Genomic DNA, 16,161 nt, shown 5'->3' with positions numbered 1-16,161 from the left:
TATTATTCTCAAACTTATCATAATTTTAAAACGAATTAACTAACTATACAAAAACCAACCTTACCCTAAACCAAAACCTAAATCATGCGAAGAATAATCATGCTGTTTTTCTTCATTATCGGATTTTCTTTAACTGCGAAAGAGACGAATCCATATTTAGAAGAATTAGATCAGGTGCTCTTGAAAAAAGAGGTTTACCTGAAACAGAAATATCGAAAAATTGAATCTTTAAAGAAAAACATATCCAAGTTTACACTCAATCAAAACAATGAAGAGCTGTATAATTGTTATATATCACTTTTTGAAGAATACAAATCTTTTAAATACGACTCGGCTTATTATTATTTGGAGCAATCTAAAATCAAAGCCAAAGTTTTAAAAGATCCAAAGTTTTTATCTAAAAGTCGAATTAAAGAAGGTTTTGTGCTTTTGTCTTCTGGACTTTTTAAAGAAGCAATTGACACTTTAAATGTTATTGATGACACGAAACTAGACATCAAAAATAAATTTGAATATTACAACATCAAAGCGCGTGCGTATTATGATTTAGCCGATTATAATCGGGATCAGCGTTTTAATATTCATTATGTCCAGCAAGGAAATCATTTTTTAAAAAAGGCATTAGAATTAATCGAAACTAATACGAATGAATATTGGGCAGCAGAAAGTCTGAAACGCTTAAAACAACAAGATTGGCGCGGCGCCGAATTTGCTTTCAGTTACTGGATTAACAACTATAATCTTCCGCCAGATTATTACGGAATTGCCACTTCGAGTCTCGGCTATATTTATTCTGAACGGGGTTACACCAAAAAAGCCATTCAATATTTAGCAATGGCGGCAATCGCTGATGTCAAAAATGCCACCAAAGAAACGGTAGCGCTTCGGAATTTAGCCAACGAACTCTTTAAAATGGGTTATTTGGACAAAGCCAACGAATACATCAACATCGCCATGGACGATGCTACTTTCTACAACGCCAGACATCGAAAAATTGAGATTTCGTCGATTTTGCCTATTATAGAAAAAGCACAATTGAATAACGTAAAAGATAAGAATGATAAACTCGAAAAAATCATTATTCTTTTGACGATTCTTACAGTCATCATTTTTGTTTTTTTGGGTATTATTTTCAAACAACTGAAAGAGAAAAATAAAGCTCGTAAAATTATGGCTTCTTCGTATTTGCAATTGCAGGAAATGAATGTGAGTCTGAGTGAAGCCAATGCAATTAAAGAAGAATATATTACGTATTTTATTAAGGCAACATCAGCTTTTATTAATAAAATAGATCATATTCAGAAAAGTACGTTGCATAAAATCATCACCAAAAAAACAGATGAAGTTATTGCGAGTTTAAAGCGCTATAATGTAAAGGAAGAACGCGAAAATCTTTTCCATCAATTTGATGAAATCTTCTTAAAATTATTTCCCACTTTTGTAACTGATTTTAATAATCTTTTTCCAAACGATCATAAATGTCTGGTCAAAAAAGGCGAACTTTTAAATACCGAATTGCGAATTTTTGCCTTGTACAGATTAGGAATTCAAGACAGTAATCAAATGGCAGAATTCTTAGAACTTTCTGTAGCTACAATTTATACGTATAAAACCAGAATCAAAAGTAAATCTGATTTTAAAGATACTTTTGAGCAGAAAATTATGGAGATTAAGACTATCTAAGGTTCTGAGAAACTAGATGCTAAGGTTCTAAGTTTTTATATTAAAGCATTTCAAGTGCTTCGGAGAAGCATAATATTTATAGAAACAATATAATAGCACACCGCCAAAGAGCTCCAGCGGAGCGGCATATTTAATTTATATGTCGCTCCGCTGGAGCTCTTTTATCTCAAACAAATATGTTTTCTATAAATATTTCGTCCCTCTGGGACTATATCTAAAATCATTCAACACTTTCCAGCTGCAAAATCGTATTTTGATAAATCTTACTCAATGAAAACAATTGCTCGATAAAAATCATAATTGCAATTGGAACAAAGAAAAACACAAGTAAATCCTCTTCGTATAAAAAATAAGTCGTAATCATAAGAATACGAGTGTATTCAATATAATAAATCCATTTTCGTTGTTCTAGCAAAGCACCACAATTAATTAAAGTTAGGATAACTAATGAAAGTACAAATATCTTATTGTAAGCTTGCAAATAATCAAAGTAATACGTGAAAACCGTTAGAATCAAAGTGCAGATTCCTAATTGTATGTAAAGGTAATTTCTAAACCGAAGTCGTTGATGCGGATTACTTTTATCCTGAAGAAAACGCTTTTCCAGAATCGGACGAATGTCTTGATCCATATGCGCCGGACTTCCAAAAATGGCTTTCCATCTCGCTTTGAATCCGCTTGAGCGTTTCCATAATTCGTAAATTTCGAAGTAATAATGAAAATGCTGCCATAAGAAACTGTAACTTTTCAGCGGATGCGTTAATCCGTATTTTGGTTTTTCTTCTTCTGTCTGAAATGTACCAAAAAGACGATCCCAAAACGTAAACATATCGCCGTAATTTTTGTCTAAATATTTTTCGTCAGATGCATGATGGACGCCATGAACAGAAGGTGTTACAAAAACATATTCCAGCCATTTTATTTTTCCAATCAATTGTGTATGCGTAAAGAAAGAATAAGCACCATGAACAATAAGCATGGTAATAACCATACTTGGATGAAAACCAACAAAAGGGAGAACACACCAAAATCCCGTTCGAATAATAGCCTGAAAAGTAGTGATTCTGGCGGCGGCCGTAAAATTAAATTCTTCGCTGTGATGGTGTACAATATGTGCTGCCCAGAAAAAATTGACTTCGTGGCCTAATCGGTGATACCAATACCAGACAAAATCTGTTGCGAGAATAAGCGCAAACCAAATTAAGGCATTACTCGGAATATCAAATAATCTGTAATTATCATAAATCAAGTAATACAGCTGGTAAAAACTGGCTGCAATAAATAAGTTAATTAAACGCTCTGCAATTCCGATTGAAATGTTTGAGACAGAACTTTCATAATTAAAGATTTCAGGTCTTTTTCTGCGTTGGGCAAGCTTGTATTCTAAAAATAAAAAAAGAAAAAAGGCCGGCATGGCAAATGCAAGAAAATTGATATTTTTCATTTTGGTTGATATTTTTCGATTCTAAAAATGGTATTCTAAAGCACAAACGAAAAAGACATTTCCATCAATCACGTTTTTTAGTAGACAAAAAACGTAATCAACGAAAATGATCTTTTACGAAGTAAACCTGATTTAATTCTGCTTAAACAAAGGAGCTTCCAGCGCTACTTCTTTAACCGATTGTGTTTCGGCTACTTTTTTCAAAGCAATTATATAAGCAGCAATACGAGGCGTTACATCATGTTTTACTGCCACTCTAAAAACAGTTTCAAAACCTTTTTCTAAAATATCCTCCAGACGTTTATTGATCTGGTGAATTCTCCAAGACTCCAAAAGCGAATTCTGAAGCCACTCGAAATAAGAAACTGTAACACCGCCCGCATTGGCTAAAATATCAGGAACAACTAATATATTTTTATCATGTAAAATCTGATCTGCATCTGAAGAAACTGGTCCATTGGCACCTTCCACAATAATTCTTGCTTGAATATCTCCTGCGTTTTTCTGTGTAATAACATCTTCTTTTGCAGCAGGAATCAACACATCAACATCCAAAAGCAATAAATCTTTGTGTTTAATCGCCACCGAATTCGGATAGCCTTTTATGGTTTTATTATTTAAATTATAATATAAAATCAGCTCTGGGATATTGATTCCATTTGGATTGTAAAAAGCTTCTGAAACATCACTAACAGCAACAATTTTCACTCCTTTTTCGTATAAAAACAAAGCAGAATGCAATCCTACATTTCCAAAACCTTGAATTGCTGCCGTTGCTCTCCCTGGTCTGATTTTTAGTTTTTGAAGCGCCAAAATACTGATGATAGTAACGCCTCTTCCTGTTGCTTCTACTCTTCCCAAAGACCCTCCTGAATGCAAGTGTTTTCCTGTAACCACAGCATGAATTGGTCTTCCGTGCAAAAGAGAAAACTCATCCATTAGCCAGCCCATTTCGTCTGGACCTGTTCCCATATCCGGTGCAGGAACATCTTTTTCTGGACCGAAAATATCAGCTAAAGCTTTCGTGTAAGCTCTTGTAATTTTTTCTAATTCTGTTTTAGAATGATTTTTTGGCTCGCAAATAATGCCGCCTTTAGCTCCACCAAAGGGAATTCCAGTTACAGCAGATTTCCAGGTCATCCAGGCGGCAAGTGCTTTTACTTCGTCTAAATTTACGGCGGTATCATAACGAATACCACCTTTTGAAGGTCCTAATGCTGTGTTATGAATAACACGATATCCTTCAAAGTTCTCAACGTTTCCGTTGTCTAAAACAATTGAAAAATTTACAGTAATTTGTTTTTCTGGGCGCTGCAATTTCTGACGAAGCGAATCGTCTAATTTTAAAATATCTGCAGCGATATTAAAGCGATCAATCATCGATTGAAACGGATTCTGTTTTATAATTTCTGAGCTCATTTTTATAGTTTTTAGGTTTGGGTTATCTTTTTATAGTATTGAATTTCTTCTGCTTCGAAGATTTTCCTTATTTCTTCTTATCTCTTAAAATTGATACAACACGGAATCTTTATCAGACAGCTGCGCATCAAAATTTTTAAATTTCTATTGGTTCTCATATATAGATTTTTTAACGATTCAAAAAAAAGCCTTTCATGGTGCAATGAAAGGCTAAAAAAAAAAATAACTAACAAGTACTTTCTCTATTAACGCCATTTCAAAACGTGATTCAACATGCAGCACATCGCAAAGCTGCAATGGAAAGACATCTTAATATTTCGGCTATAGTTTTTCATTGTTGAAGCAAAGCTACAAAAATATATTTATAAATTCTATAGAATTAGTCGAGTTTATTTTTACAATTTTTAAAAACAGTCATTAAAACTACTGTAAACTAAAGAATTACGGCGTTAAAAAAATTATTGTAATTGCGAAAAAACGATAAAAATTACTGCTGTTAAAGCTAAAACCAATCCTAAAATATTGATTTTAGATAATTTCTCTTTGAAGAAAAAAGCTCCGATTACCGTTCCAAGAATAATTACACCCATATTCATTCCTGCAAAAACTGTCGATGGATTTTCTGAAAATGCTTTGTGCGCCTTTAAGTAAAATAATATATTTCCGAAGTTAAAAATTCCGACCAGCAGTCCAAAAGGAATATTTTTAACTGCAAAATTTTCTTTTGTTACGAATGCTTTATACATAACAATGACTAGTGAAACTGCAAACGAAATCAGGAAAACCAAAAATAAGGAAGTCGTATAAGGTACAGCAGTGTATAAAGCAATTTTCTTAAAAAGAATATCAACAATACCGAAACCAAACAAAACCATTGTTGGATAAATCCATTTATTTTCTGTGTTGTCTGATGGTTTTTTAAGGATGAATAAAAGTGCTGAAAACCCAACCAAAACCCCAATTACTTTGTAGGTATTAAAGGCTTCATTAAACAATAACCAAGATGCCAGAATGGGAATAAAAAGTGATAATCGCTGTGCGGCATCGGTTTTGGCAATTCCCATAAATTTTATAGAAAGTGCCAAAAATAAAAATACAATAGGAAGCAAAATTCCGACTGCTGTATAAATTTCTAACGGCGCATTATGATCAATTGCTTTAACATCTGGACTAAACGTAAAATAACAAAGCGTTAAAGCTGTTACGTAATTTAATGAAATAATCTGAGACGGATTGGCTTCATATTTTCTGGAAATTTTGAATATAACGCCTACAATAACACTGCAAAGAATACTTAATATAAGGAATAACATAAATTCATTTTTGGATTGTAAAAGTAATCTTTTGTCAAATAAAAAAGCCCAGCCGGTTTTAAAAAACCAGCTAGACCAGATTAAATCTTAAACTGTTGGATTAAACAAAATCTAATTTGATCTGCTAAAATCTTTTTAAATCTGCGAGAAACAATTTTTACGCATAGATTTTTCATGCAGATTTGCACAGATTAAGGCAGATATTATACAGATTAATTATAGTAAATGATAAACGATTAAAAACAACTTAAACGTTAAATTAAAATATTCCCTTTCTTAGAATTTACTGATATAACTTCCGTAAATATCTCTAAACTGATTTCCTTTCGCAAATCGGTCCTTACTTAATTTTCTATATTCTACTAATCCCCACAAAACAAATTCTTTCAAAAAGTATTCATCTTCTTTTGCTGTTTGCGGCTGGTATTTTTTCAATAAATCATCTAATGGCGTTACTTCGTCCAGAATACTTTTGTAGTCTTTATCTGAAGCATCATCTAATAATTCGAAACCGCTTTCTGCAAAAAACCATTCTACCACATCAGAATAAGGCGTTTTTTCGTCTGGTTTTTCGAGTTTTTCTATTTTTGGAAAATACTCAGGAAATAAAGTTCGAATAGCAGAACCTATAAGGCTTTCAGCCACAACATCTGCCCCTTCCTGCTCTCCTTCGTAAACCAATTCTACTTTTCCAGTAATCGCCGGAATGATTCCAATAAAATCTGATAAACGTAAAGTTGTTTTATCGACACCAGAAATTAAGGCACGTCGTTCTGCTGTACTTATTAAGTTTTCAAATGCCGTAATACTCATTCTGGCACTTACACCACTTTTATTATCTATATATTCACTTTCGCGGGCTTCGAAACTTATCTGTTCTAAAATATCTCTTGCTAAACTTGGCACATAAACAATATCAGCCTGGTTTTGATCTAATTTAGATTCTTGCTCTGTAATCGTTCTGGCAATTGCAATGCTTTCTGGATAATGTGTTAGAATCTGAGAACCAATTCTATCTTTTAAAGGCGTAACAATACTTCCTCTATTCGTATAATCTTCTGGATTTGCTGTGAAAACAAATTGCATATCTAAAGGCATTCTCAATTTGAATCCTCTAATTTGTATATCGCCTTCTTGCAAAATATTAAACAAAGCCACTTGAATTCTCGCTTGTAAATCGGGCAATTCATTTATCACAAAAATACAGCGATTGGCTCTCGGAATCATTCCGAAGTGAATTACGCGGTCATCTGCGTACGATAATTTTAAATTTGCTGCTTTAATTGGATCAACATCACCAATTAAATCGGCAACCGTTACATCTGGAGTTGCTAGTTTTTCGAAGAAACGGTCACTTCTGTGCAACCATGAAATGGGAGTTTCATCTCCTTTTTCATCAATTAAATCTTTTGCAAAGCGCGAAATTGGATTTAACGGATCATCATTGATCTCTGAACCAGAAACATACGGAATATATTCATCTAATAATTCAATCATTTTACGCGCTAAACGAGTTTTCGCCTGTCCTCGAAGCCCTAAAAGATTGATATTATGACGTGATAAAATAGCTCTTTCCAATTCTGGAATTACGGTATTTTCAAAACCATGAACCCCTTCAAAAACAGGTTTTCCAGATTTAATTTTTTCGCGAAGATTATTTCGCAATTCATCCTTTATGCTTGTACTTTTATATCCAGCGGCTTTTAATTGACCTAATGTCTTTATAGTATTGATTTCCATCTTATTGAAATATAGATTGTTTATTATTGATTTGGATTATGTTAGATGCACTGCGGTGCGTCTCTACAGAAAACCTCTGAACCTTTGTTCCTCTGAACCTTAGAACCTTAGAATCTTAGCACCTCAGAACCTTACTTAATTCTCTTCTTCCTATTCGTTTCATAATCTTCAAAAATCATTTCACCTAAACCTTTCAGTCCAGTGTAAAATGCTTTTCCTTGATTGGCTTCAGTAAACTGATTTACAAAACGCTGTAAATACGGATCTCTGGCAATCATAAAAGTCGTAATTGGAATATGCAGTTTTCTTGCCTGCTGTGCCTGCGTGTAACATTTATCGACAATATATTCATCCAAACCGTTACTATTCATATAATAGGAACCATCACGTTCGCGAACGCAGCTTGGTTTTCCATCGGTAATCATAAAAATCTGCTTGTTGGTATTTCGTTTTCTTCGAAGAATATCCATTGCCAATTGTAAACCTGCAACGGTATTAGTATGATAAGGTCCAACTTGTAAATAAGGCAGATCTTTAATTGGAATTGTCCAAGCATCATTTCCGAAAACTAAAATATCCAGCGTATCTTTCGGGTATCGAGTTGTGATTAGTTCTGCCAAAGCCATTGCCACTTTTTTGGCAGGTGTGATTCGATCTTCGCCGTACAAAATCATACTGTGGCTAATGTCAATCATTAAAACTGTACTCATTTGGGCTTTATACTGAGCATCTTCTACAACCAAATCGTTTTCAGTCAGCATAAAATTTTCGACACCGTTGTTAACTTGAGCATTTCTGAGACTTTCGGTTAAAGAAATTCTTTCTAAGCTATCCCCAAAATTAAATTCGCGGAATTCTCCCGTATGTTCATCGCCGTTTCCAGCATATTTTGTCTTATGATTTCCGTTTCCAGAACGCTTGAGATTTCCAAATATTTGATCTAAAGCTTGTTGTCTGATTGCTCTTTCCGTTTTTGCGGTAATTCCGAGACCGGAACTTCCATCTTCTTTCACTTCATCTTTGATATAACCTTTTTTCTTTAAATCTTCAATAAAGTCATCAATAGTGTAATTCTCGTCGGTAAGTTTATATTCTATATCCAGTTCCCGAAGCCAACTGATGGCTTCGTCAAAATCACCCGAAGTATGAGTGATTAACTCTTTAAAAATCGTAAAAAGTTTATCAAACGGAGACTGAAAAGGAGCTTCGTAAGTCTTAAAATAAAAGCCTTTTTTAAATTCGTTTTTCATAAATCTAAAATTACGTCTTTTTAGAATTATGAAAAACGAATCGTTTATTAATTTTTAGTTAAAATATTCAACCAAAAACAGAAGTTAACAATGTTAGATATGTTAATTATTCAAACTTTCCGTCTAGATAATACCAAGCATCATTTTCAAGTTTAAAAGTAGAAAACTCGTAATGAGTTTGAGGCTGGTTATTTGAATCTAGAAAGTAAGCTTTGAATTCGACTGTATGATCTGTGAAAGTTAAAATTTCCAACTTTTGCCATTTGTTAGATACAGCCCACTTTAAAATTTCAGGTTTTGAATAATATTTTCTTTCTGAAACATGGGTCGTTTCCATTAAATAATCGGCATTATGAGAAGCATAAGCCGAATATCGAGAACGCATCAGCGCTAATGCTGAAGGCGCTTTTTGACTGCCGTTTATATACAATCCGCAACAATCATTAAAAGGCAATTCTGTATCACAGAAACATTTTTTATTCTCCATCGACAGGTTCTTCTCCATTAATCTTTACATGAAGCTGATTTAACAAAACCTGATAACGAGTAATTTCTCTGACTTCTTCGTCTTCTTCGGCAAAATCAATCATTTCGTCAAGCGTTTCACTTACTTCTAAAAGCTTATTATTGGCTTCTCTGTCATTTTTTGCAGCGATTAAATCTATAATTTCCTGTACGCTTGCTTTTAGTGTTTCGACTTTTGAATTCATTTGTTTGTGTTTTTTTCGCCACGAATTACACAAATTTTCACTAATTTTTAATATGCATTGAACACATATTTTAAATAAAATTCGTGCTAATTCGTGAAATTCGTGGCAACTAAATATTTATTCTTTGCTTTCGTTGAATTTTTTTATAATCTCTTTTAACTTTTCTTTTCGCGAAATCTCCGCTTGTTTTGCTTTAGCTTGGGCTTTGTGCAATTTATCGTTATGTTTTTTGATGTTTTTTTCGTTATTGCGTCCCATTATATTTCTCTTTTAATTTGTTCCAAAGTTTTCTCTGTAAAAATCAATTCTTTGATAATCTGTTTTCGCAAATCATCGATATCTTCATAGTCAAAATATTTTGCCCAATTGGTAAGTTGCTGCAGATTTCTAATTTGTTTTAGCCTTTTAGCCGTTTCAAAGCTTGTTCTTAAAATCGCTTTTCCATCAAACTGAGGATTATTTTTATGCTGATAATTGGCTGAATTATTTTCGAAATCGGCTTCGATATAATAAAGTTTTTCTTCGGCATTATCGGGATAAAATTCTTCCCATTTTGCAAAACCTATTTTAGTTTTCGATTCTGTTTCAGGATTTCGGGCAATCAAGCGCCATTTGCTATTAGCCAATCTCCCCCAATGATTCGAAACGCGATACATTCCTTCTTCTGTATAATAATAGGTACTCCCTGCTTTGCTTTCAAACTGTTTTTTTAATCCCTCAATAGCATCTTGCAACACTTCATTAAAAGCACAAAAAGTATTTTTAAAAGAATTAGGATGTGGCTTAAAATTTTTCTGCATGTGCAAATATACTCAGATTACAGCGAACTCCCTAAACCAAACATTAATTGCTTACCTTTGCACTTTAATTCAAAACAAAAAATCATGTCTACAGATTCAGAACAAAAAATGCCACAAAAAGGAGTTTTTACTGGCATTATCGAAAAAGATGAAAACAACAATTATTTCTGTGGCGAATATCTTTTAGACTATAAAACAGTTCAATCTAATTTTAAAGTTGGAGATTGGATTACTATAAAGTCAATTATTGAAAATCCGAGCGATATCAGCTATGATAAATATCCAAAGAAATCAAGAAACTTTGATAAGGCTAATCATAAGCCAGAATAATTTTTTTTCAGGTTCAGGTTTTTTGTTGAAACGTTTAAGTTTTAACGCTAAGAACGCTAACATTTACGCAAAGTTCGCAAAGTTTTTTTTATACGAGGCTCTGCGAACTTTGCTTTTATAGATAGTCTCTAATAAAAAAACTTAGCGAACTTCGCATAAACCATTGAGCACTTTGCGGTTAAAAAAATCCCTGCGCCTTTTGCGGTAAAATAAACTTACAGTTAACTTTATTGAATATTTTTTCCATCAAAAGTAAAAAGTTAAAAAAAAGTGTACCTTTGCAAAAAATTTGTCGATTTGAACTAAAACAAAACGATTTCAAACTAATAGACAAGTAGTTACCTTTTATTTATGAAAAAAATAGTTGAATACCGCAAGTTACTAAACGTAGAGAAAACTGCAGAATTAAAAGATTTAAAAACAATTTATCGTAATGCGATGAAAGAATCTCATCCAGATAAATTTGTAGGAGATGAAACTGGTCTTAAAGCTGCAGAAGAAAAAAGTAAAACGATTATCGAAGCTTACCATTTCTTAGTAAGTATTCATCCTGATACTATTAAACTTAATTTACCTGAGTATACAGAAACAATTTCAACTTGTTCTATCACAGATTATAAATTTGTTGAAGGTCGTTTAATCATTGATTTTTCTAACGGAAGTGTTTACGAATACATCAGTGTTCCAAAAGCAACTTACGTAAAAATGGTAAACGCAGATTCTCCTGCAAGATTTGCAAAAAGACATATTTTAAATTCTTTTACTTGGAGAAAGAAAACAAACCAAGAATAGTAAAAAAACACTATATTTCACAAAAAAGCACTCTATTAAAAGAGTGCTTTTTTTATATCTAAAATTTATTTTTTTGAATATAATGATTTCAAATAAGTTTATTAATGATAGTTTTTATTCATAAAAACCACACAAACACACTGATTCAGTGCGTTTTAAACCTAAAAAAACTATAACAAAATTTTAGGTTACAAAATTCTGTATGTTTTATATTTTTAGATACTTTTGTTGCACAAATCAATTAACTAATTAATTTTTTATAATGAAAAAAATACTTTTTGTACTTACAGCTTCTGCAGCTATCATTTCTTGCAGCAAAGTTAAAGATGGAGAATACCTTATTACAGGTACTGCTACAGGAATTGAAAATGGAAAAACGATCATCTTACAAGGTGCTGATCCAGCTACAAGAATGCCAATTTCTTTAGATACAGTAAAAGTTGAAAACGGAAAATTTGAAATAAAAGGAAAAGTAACTGAGCCAGCTTTCCATACTTTAATTTTACAAGGCGCTAACGGACCTATTCCATTAATCCTTGAAACTGGAGAAATTAAAGTAAATATTGACAAAGATAGTATCCACAAATCTAAAGTTTCTGGAACTTACAATAACGATGAGTATGTTGCTTTTACAGAAGACATGTCAAAAACTCAAAAAAACTTACTTGATTTTCAGAAAAAGAATAATCAAAAAATGCAACAAGCTCAACAAGCCCAAGATACAGCAGTTATCAATAGCTTGATGAAACAATATATGACAATTCAAAAAGAGGTTCAGGAGTCAAGCAAAACTAAATACTTAAAGTATGCTGAAACTCACCCAAAATCTTTCATCACAGTTTTGATTGTTCAAAGTATGTTTAATGATCCTGCAGCAGATACAAAAAAATTAGAAGCACTTTACAATTCTTTAGATGAATCTATAAAAAATACTGCTCCTGGTAAAGAAATCAAAACTAGATTAGGTCAAGCAAAAATGCCATCAGTTGGTGCTACAGCTCCAGCAGTAGGCAGCCCTAACTGAAGAGCAGATTTTTCGGCTCCTAATCCAGAAGGAAAAGTAGTTTCTCTTAAAGAAAGTTTAGGAAAAGTAACTATTGTAGATTTTTGGGCTTCTTGGTGCGGACCATGCAGACAAGAAAATCCTCATGTTGTGGCATTATATAAAGAATTACACTCAAAAGGTTTGAATATCATTGGGGTTTCTTTAGATAAAGATGCTGCTGCTTGGAAACAGGCAATTGCAAAAGATGGATTAACTTGGACTCATGTTTCGAACTTAAAACACTGGGAAGAACCAATTGCAAAACAATATAATGTTGAAGCAATTCCCGCAACTTTCATTCTTGACGCTAACGGAAAAGTAGTTGCGCAAGATTTGAGAGGTTCAGAATTAAAAGCAAAAATACTAGAATTGTTAGCAAAATAAGCTACTTCATAAAAAGTTAAAAATCTCCCTCTTGGGAGATTTTTTTGTTTTATAGCATAACCAATTAAGAAGCTTATTTCTCAAAAGAATGCAAACTTTTAAAAGATAGTTTTTGAGACGGTTCAAATGTCCAAAGCACTAAATAACTTTAGGATAAACGAACTGCAAACGAAATCAAGTAGTTTTTTTTTCCATAATATTTATTTTAATCTTCAAGAATAATATTGTTGAAGGCACTATAAACCCTGAGTTAAACTCATAAACCAGAGAAAAACACTAAAAGAATAATCCTACTTTTTAAGAATTAATTTTAAAAAATACTTTTTTACCATTTTTTATTTTATTCAATTCCAACGAATTAAAAAATAACTTTAAAATAACTTAAAATTAAGTTCATTTTTTGTTTGCAAATGTAGAAAGAGTTCCTATCTTTGCCACCGCTTAGAACAACAAAGCACAAGCTGAGATCGGGGAGATACTCAAGCGGCCAACGAGGGCAGACTGTAAATCTGCTGTGTGAACTTCGCAGGTTCGAATCCTGCTCTCCCCACGGAAAGGCCGAAAAGGCGAAAAACTTAAAGTTTTCAATTTTTTTAAAAAGCCACAAAAAATGTCTGAAGACCTGCAAATTCAAGGATTTGCAGGTTTTTTTTATTTTAGGCCTGTTTTCAATATTTATAAATCCTCACAAAATTAAAGGTGCAGAATCGGTGCACTTTCCGGGCAAATAAATACATTATGTAGATTAATATATTATGGAAAACCGTAATTACATAAAATTAAATTTACATTTAATATAATTATCTAAATTGAAAAATCATGTACTTCAAAATCAACAATTTTTTTGTCTATTAAAGTTATAGTTATTTCAGCAATAACATCTGTGCTCATTTCAATAGTCCGATCAGTGTAATCATAATCATCATTCCAATAGCCATCAGATCTAATTGTAAATTCAAACTGAGAATAGCCTTCCATTGTTAAGTTAATTATTAGCCTGTCATCTGACATTTCATAGACACTTAAGTTTGTATCTGCTGTTGACTCAAAATTAATTGCCTTATATCCGACGCACTCCTCATTAATCTCGTATTCTATCCAAGTTATAATACTTCTTTTTTCAGAACCATTAAGAAAATCCATTATTGCTTCGGAAACAGCATCATAATTTAAGTTCTTTTCTATCCAATCATACGTAATAAAATCTATTTTTACAGAATGATTTTCAATAAACTCTTTAAGTGTTTTAAAGTAATTTATTCGAATCCCTATTTCATCACATTCAGTTTGTAGCGATTCATGCAATTGAGTTTTATCTGAACTAGCAAAATCATCAGTATTTACACTAATAAATGTAATCTGTTTTTCTTGGCAGTTAAGAGCATAATCTTTTATTGTCAGCCAAATTAAGGTATCTCGAAAACCTTGTCCATCTATTCCTGCGGTTTTTTTACGATCAATTGCCCGTTGTGAAATTATGGGTAAAAAACTATTGTTATATGGCAATATATTCCTTATTTTTAATTTTTTCTTCACAAACTCTAAATAAGTGTTCGTCTCTTGATCGATATTAATAGCTTTTGTTTTTATATACTCCGAGGAGTCTATAAGAAGTAAGTTTACGTTATTAACATTCTTTTCAAGAGTTAAGATTCTATCTGTCAAAGCTTTTTTATACAGTCCTCTTACTTCATCTAAAATAATTTGAGGAAGAACAACAGAAGATCCTGTCTTTTTCAAATAGTCAATAAGAACATCAAATTCTTTTGATCTTAAAGGAACATCTGCTCTAAATATATTCGAATCTAAATTACATCCATATCATAATATTTATTCTACAAAACTTTTAATAGACAACAGTCCTTAATCAGGTCGAGTTTTATTTGTTAAGTTCATTTAGCTAATATAACTAATTTTACTACAAATTGATCATAGAAGAAAATAGCCTAATCAAATCATTTTACAAAGTGAAGAATGGGAAAAATTTAATTCTCCATTACTTCTTTTCAAATTATTTTGAAAGCTGTTAAAAATTGCCTTCTTAGAGGCATTAAAAAAAAGTTTTATTTTCATCAGGTTTGTCAACGAAAGCAACCATTAAAAATTAAAGATGGGAAATTTTTCTGCAAATACATTTTATTGGTTCTGTCGCATCTGTCAGAATCAAATATAAGAATTTAAGTAATTTAAAAATTAGCCTGCTAATTTACAGAATGATTTAAACATAGTTGTCCCATGTCCAATCATCTGATTCTTTCTCAGCATATGCACAACTTCAATTCCACTCAATGTTCGTCTTGCTGATTCAAAGCTTTTAAAGCCTAACCCGTTTTGTATCCTCCATTTTATAAATCGATGGTCCTGTTCTACAATATTGTTGAGATATTTACACTGCCGAATTTTAATCTTTGAGAACGAACGCTTGTTATAGACTTTGATCGCTGCCGTATTACAACCGCTTTTATCAATGTTTATTACTCTTGGTATGCAGTTATTACTAATTGCTTTAATTAGAAAAGACTGAGCACTCATTCTTTGTCTTCTTCTGGTCAAAAGAAAATCTATTGTATTGCCTAGTTTATCTACTGCCCTATATAAATAACACCAAATACCTTTTACTTTGATATAGGTTTCATCCAATCTCCAACTTGTACCTACTTTACCTTTTCTCTTCTTCATCTCTGACTCAAGCAAAGGTGTAAACTTAAAAACCCAGCGCTGAATAGTAGCATGATCAACATGAACTCCTCGCATTTTCATGATCTCTTCAACATCCCGGTAGCTTAATGTAAACCTAAGTTTAAAATATACGGCCTGCAGTATAATAGATTTCGGATAGCAATGACCTTTCGTATTCATGAGTTTAACAATTTAAAAAAGGCAAAGTTAAAACGTAGCTAGATGCGACAGAACCATTTATCTACTGCTCTATATAAATAACACCAAACACCTTTAACTTTGATATAGGTCTCATCTAATTTCCAGCTCACCCCCACTTTGCCCTTTCTCTTCTTCATCTCTAACTCAAGCAAAGGCGCAAACTTATAAACCCAACGTTGGATTGTGGCATGATCAACAGAAACTCCTCGCATTTTCATGATCTCCTCAACATCCCGATAACTAACTGTAAATCTTAATTTGAAATATACGGCCTGAAAAATTATGTGTTTTGGGTAACAATGACCTTTAGTATTCATTTTTTGTTAGTTTTGAAAAACCAAAGTTAAAAGTATTCCAAATGCGACAGAACC

Annotated in this window: 16 protein-coding genes, 1 tRNA gene and 1 pseudogene; 6 read left to right on the top strand and 12 right to left on the bottom strand. The window is 32.4% G+C overall.

The window, feature by feature from the left end; translation table 11 throughout:
* Positions 1-84 precede the first annotated feature (84 nt).
* The gene (locus LL966_RS01760) at positions 85-1,683 is read left to right on the top strand and encodes a DUF6377 domain-containing protein (RefSeq protein WP_229349606.1); all 1,599 of its coding nucleotides are present in this window, start codon (positions 85-87) and stop codon (positions 1,681-1,683) included.
* 220 nt (positions 1,684-1,903) lie between these two features.
* Here the strand turns inward: LL966_RS01760 and LL966_RS01755 are convergent, their stop codons facing one another.
* The 9 genes from LL966_RS01755 to LL966_RS01715 all read right to left on the bottom strand — a co-directional run bounded on the left by LL966_RS01755 (position 1,904) and on the right by LL966_RS01715 (position 10,359).
* Positions 1,904-3,127 (bottom strand): sterol desaturase family protein, encoded by a 1,224-nt coding sequence (locus LL966_RS01755; RefSeq protein ID WP_229349604.1) that lies wholly within the window; start codon positions 3,125-3,127, stop codon positions 1,904-1,906.
* 132 nt (positions 3,128-3,259) lie between these two features.
* Complete coding sequence (locus tag LL966_RS01750) at positions 3,260-4,546, bottom strand: Glu/Leu/Phe/Val family dehydrogenase (protein ID WP_229349602.1); 1,287 nt, start codon at positions 4,544-4,546, stop codon at positions 3,260-3,262.
* A 458-nt stretch (positions 4,547-5,004) separates the two neighbouring features.
* Positions 5,005-5,859: an EamA family transporter gene (locus LL966_RS01745; protein ID WP_229349601.1), complete on the bottom strand. Its 855-nt coding sequence runs from the start codon at positions 5,857-5,859 to the stop codon at positions 5,005-5,007.
* A 276-nt stretch (positions 5,860-6,135) separates the two neighbouring features.
* Positions 6,136-7,599, bottom strand: a complete 1,464-nt coding sequence (locus LL966_RS01740) for an AAA family ATPase (RefSeq protein WP_229349599.1) — start codon at positions 7,597-7,599, stop codon at positions 6,136-6,138.
* Positions 7,600-7,730: 131 nt separating this feature from the next.
* A complete protein-coding gene (locus tag LL966_RS01735) occupies positions 7,731-8,849 on the bottom strand; it encodes a vWA domain-containing protein (protein WP_229349598.1) in 1,119 nt (372 codons plus the stop codon).
* Positions 8,850-8,955: 106 nt separating this feature from the next.
* The gene (locus LL966_RS01730) at positions 8,956-9,354 is read right to left on the bottom strand and encodes a YchJ family protein (RefSeq protein ID WP_229349596.1); all 399 of its coding nucleotides are present in this window, start codon (positions 9,352-9,354) and stop codon (positions 8,956-8,958) included.
* A complete protein-coding gene (locus LL966_RS01725) occupies positions 9,326-9,559 on the bottom strand; it encodes a hypothetical protein (protein ID WP_229349594.1) in 234 nt (77 codons plus the stop codon). Before LL966_RS01725 ends, LL966_RS01730 begins: the two co-directional genes overlap by 29 nt.
* Before the next feature lie 117 nt (positions 9,560-9,676).
* Positions 9,677-9,817 carry a hypothetical protein gene (locus LL966_RS01720; protein ID WP_229349592.1) on the bottom strand — a complete coding sequence of 47 codons (141 nt, stop codon included), beginning with the start codon at positions 9,815-9,817 and terminating at the stop codon, positions 9,677-9,679.
* A complete protein-coding gene (locus tag LL966_RS01715; protein ID WP_229349591.1) occupies positions 9,817-10,359 on the bottom strand; it encodes a hypothetical protein in 543 nt (180 codons plus the stop codon). The genes LL966_RS01720 and LL966_RS01715 overlap by 1 nt, the downstream gene beginning before the upstream one ends.
* A gap of 84 nt (positions 10,360-10,443) precedes the next feature.
* On the opposite strand from LL966_RS01715, the gene LL966_RS01710 reads away from it, so the two are divergent.
* From LL966_RS01710 to LL966_RS01690, 5 genes and pseudogenes are all read left to right on the top strand, one after another.
* On the top strand, positions 10,444-10,689 hold the full coding sequence (locus LL966_RS01710) for a hypothetical protein (protein WP_229349589.1): 246 nt from the start codon (positions 10,444-10,446) through the stop codon (positions 10,687-10,689).
* 351 nt (positions 10,690-11,040) lie between these two features.
* Entirely contained in the window at positions 11,041-11,481 is a 441-nt protein-coding gene (locus tag LL966_RS01705) for a KTSC domain-containing protein (RefSeq protein ID WP_229349587.1), read from the top strand.
* Positions 11,482-11,743: 262 nt separating this feature from the next.
* On the top strand, positions 11,744-12,505 hold the full coding sequence (locus LL966_RS01700; protein WP_229349585.1) for a DUF4369 domain-containing protein: 762 nt from the start codon (positions 11,744-11,746) through the stop codon (positions 12,503-12,505).
* A gap of 18 nt (positions 12,506-12,523) precedes the next feature.
* A pseudogene (locus LL966_RS01695) lies at positions 12,524-12,910 on the top strand (TlpA family protein disulfide reductase); the annotation flags it as partial.
* Between the two features lie 469 nt (positions 12,911-13,379).
* A tRNA-Tyr gene (locus tag LL966_RS01690) sits at positions 13,380-13,460 on the top strand.
* A 254-nt stretch (positions 13,461-13,714) separates the two neighbouring features.
* Here LL966_RS01690 and LL966_RS01685 read toward each other — a convergent pair.
* The 3 genes from LL966_RS01685 to LL966_RS01675 all read right to left on the bottom strand — a co-directional run bounded on the left by LL966_RS01685 (position 13,715) and on the right by LL966_RS01675 (position 16,107).
* Positions 13,715-14,707 carry a PIN domain-containing protein gene (locus tag LL966_RS01685; protein WP_317207121.1) on the bottom strand — a complete coding sequence of 331 codons (993 nt, stop codon included), beginning with the start codon at positions 14,705-14,707 and terminating at the stop codon, positions 13,715-13,717.
* Positions 14,708-15,103: 396 nt separating this feature from the next.
* Positions 15,104-15,769: an IS6 family transposase gene (locus tag LL966_RS01680; protein ID WP_229349583.1), complete on the bottom strand. Its 666-nt coding sequence runs from the start codon at positions 15,767-15,769 to the stop codon at positions 15,104-15,106.
* Positions 15,770-15,807: 38 nt separating this feature from the next.
* Entirely contained in the window at positions 15,808-16,107 is a 300-nt protein-coding gene (locus LL966_RS01675) for a transposase (RefSeq protein ID WP_394799443.1), read from the bottom strand.
* Between the last annotated feature and the right edge of the window lie 54 nt (positions 16,108-16,161).

This window comes from Flavobacterium chungbukense (assembly GCF_020805785.1).
In the GTDB taxonomy this organism is placed as follows: Bacteria; Bacteroidota; Bacteroidia; order Flavobacteriales; family Flavobacteriaceae; genus Flavobacterium; species Flavobacterium chungbukense.
This window is presented reverse-complemented; position numbering and strand designations above follow the sequence as displayed.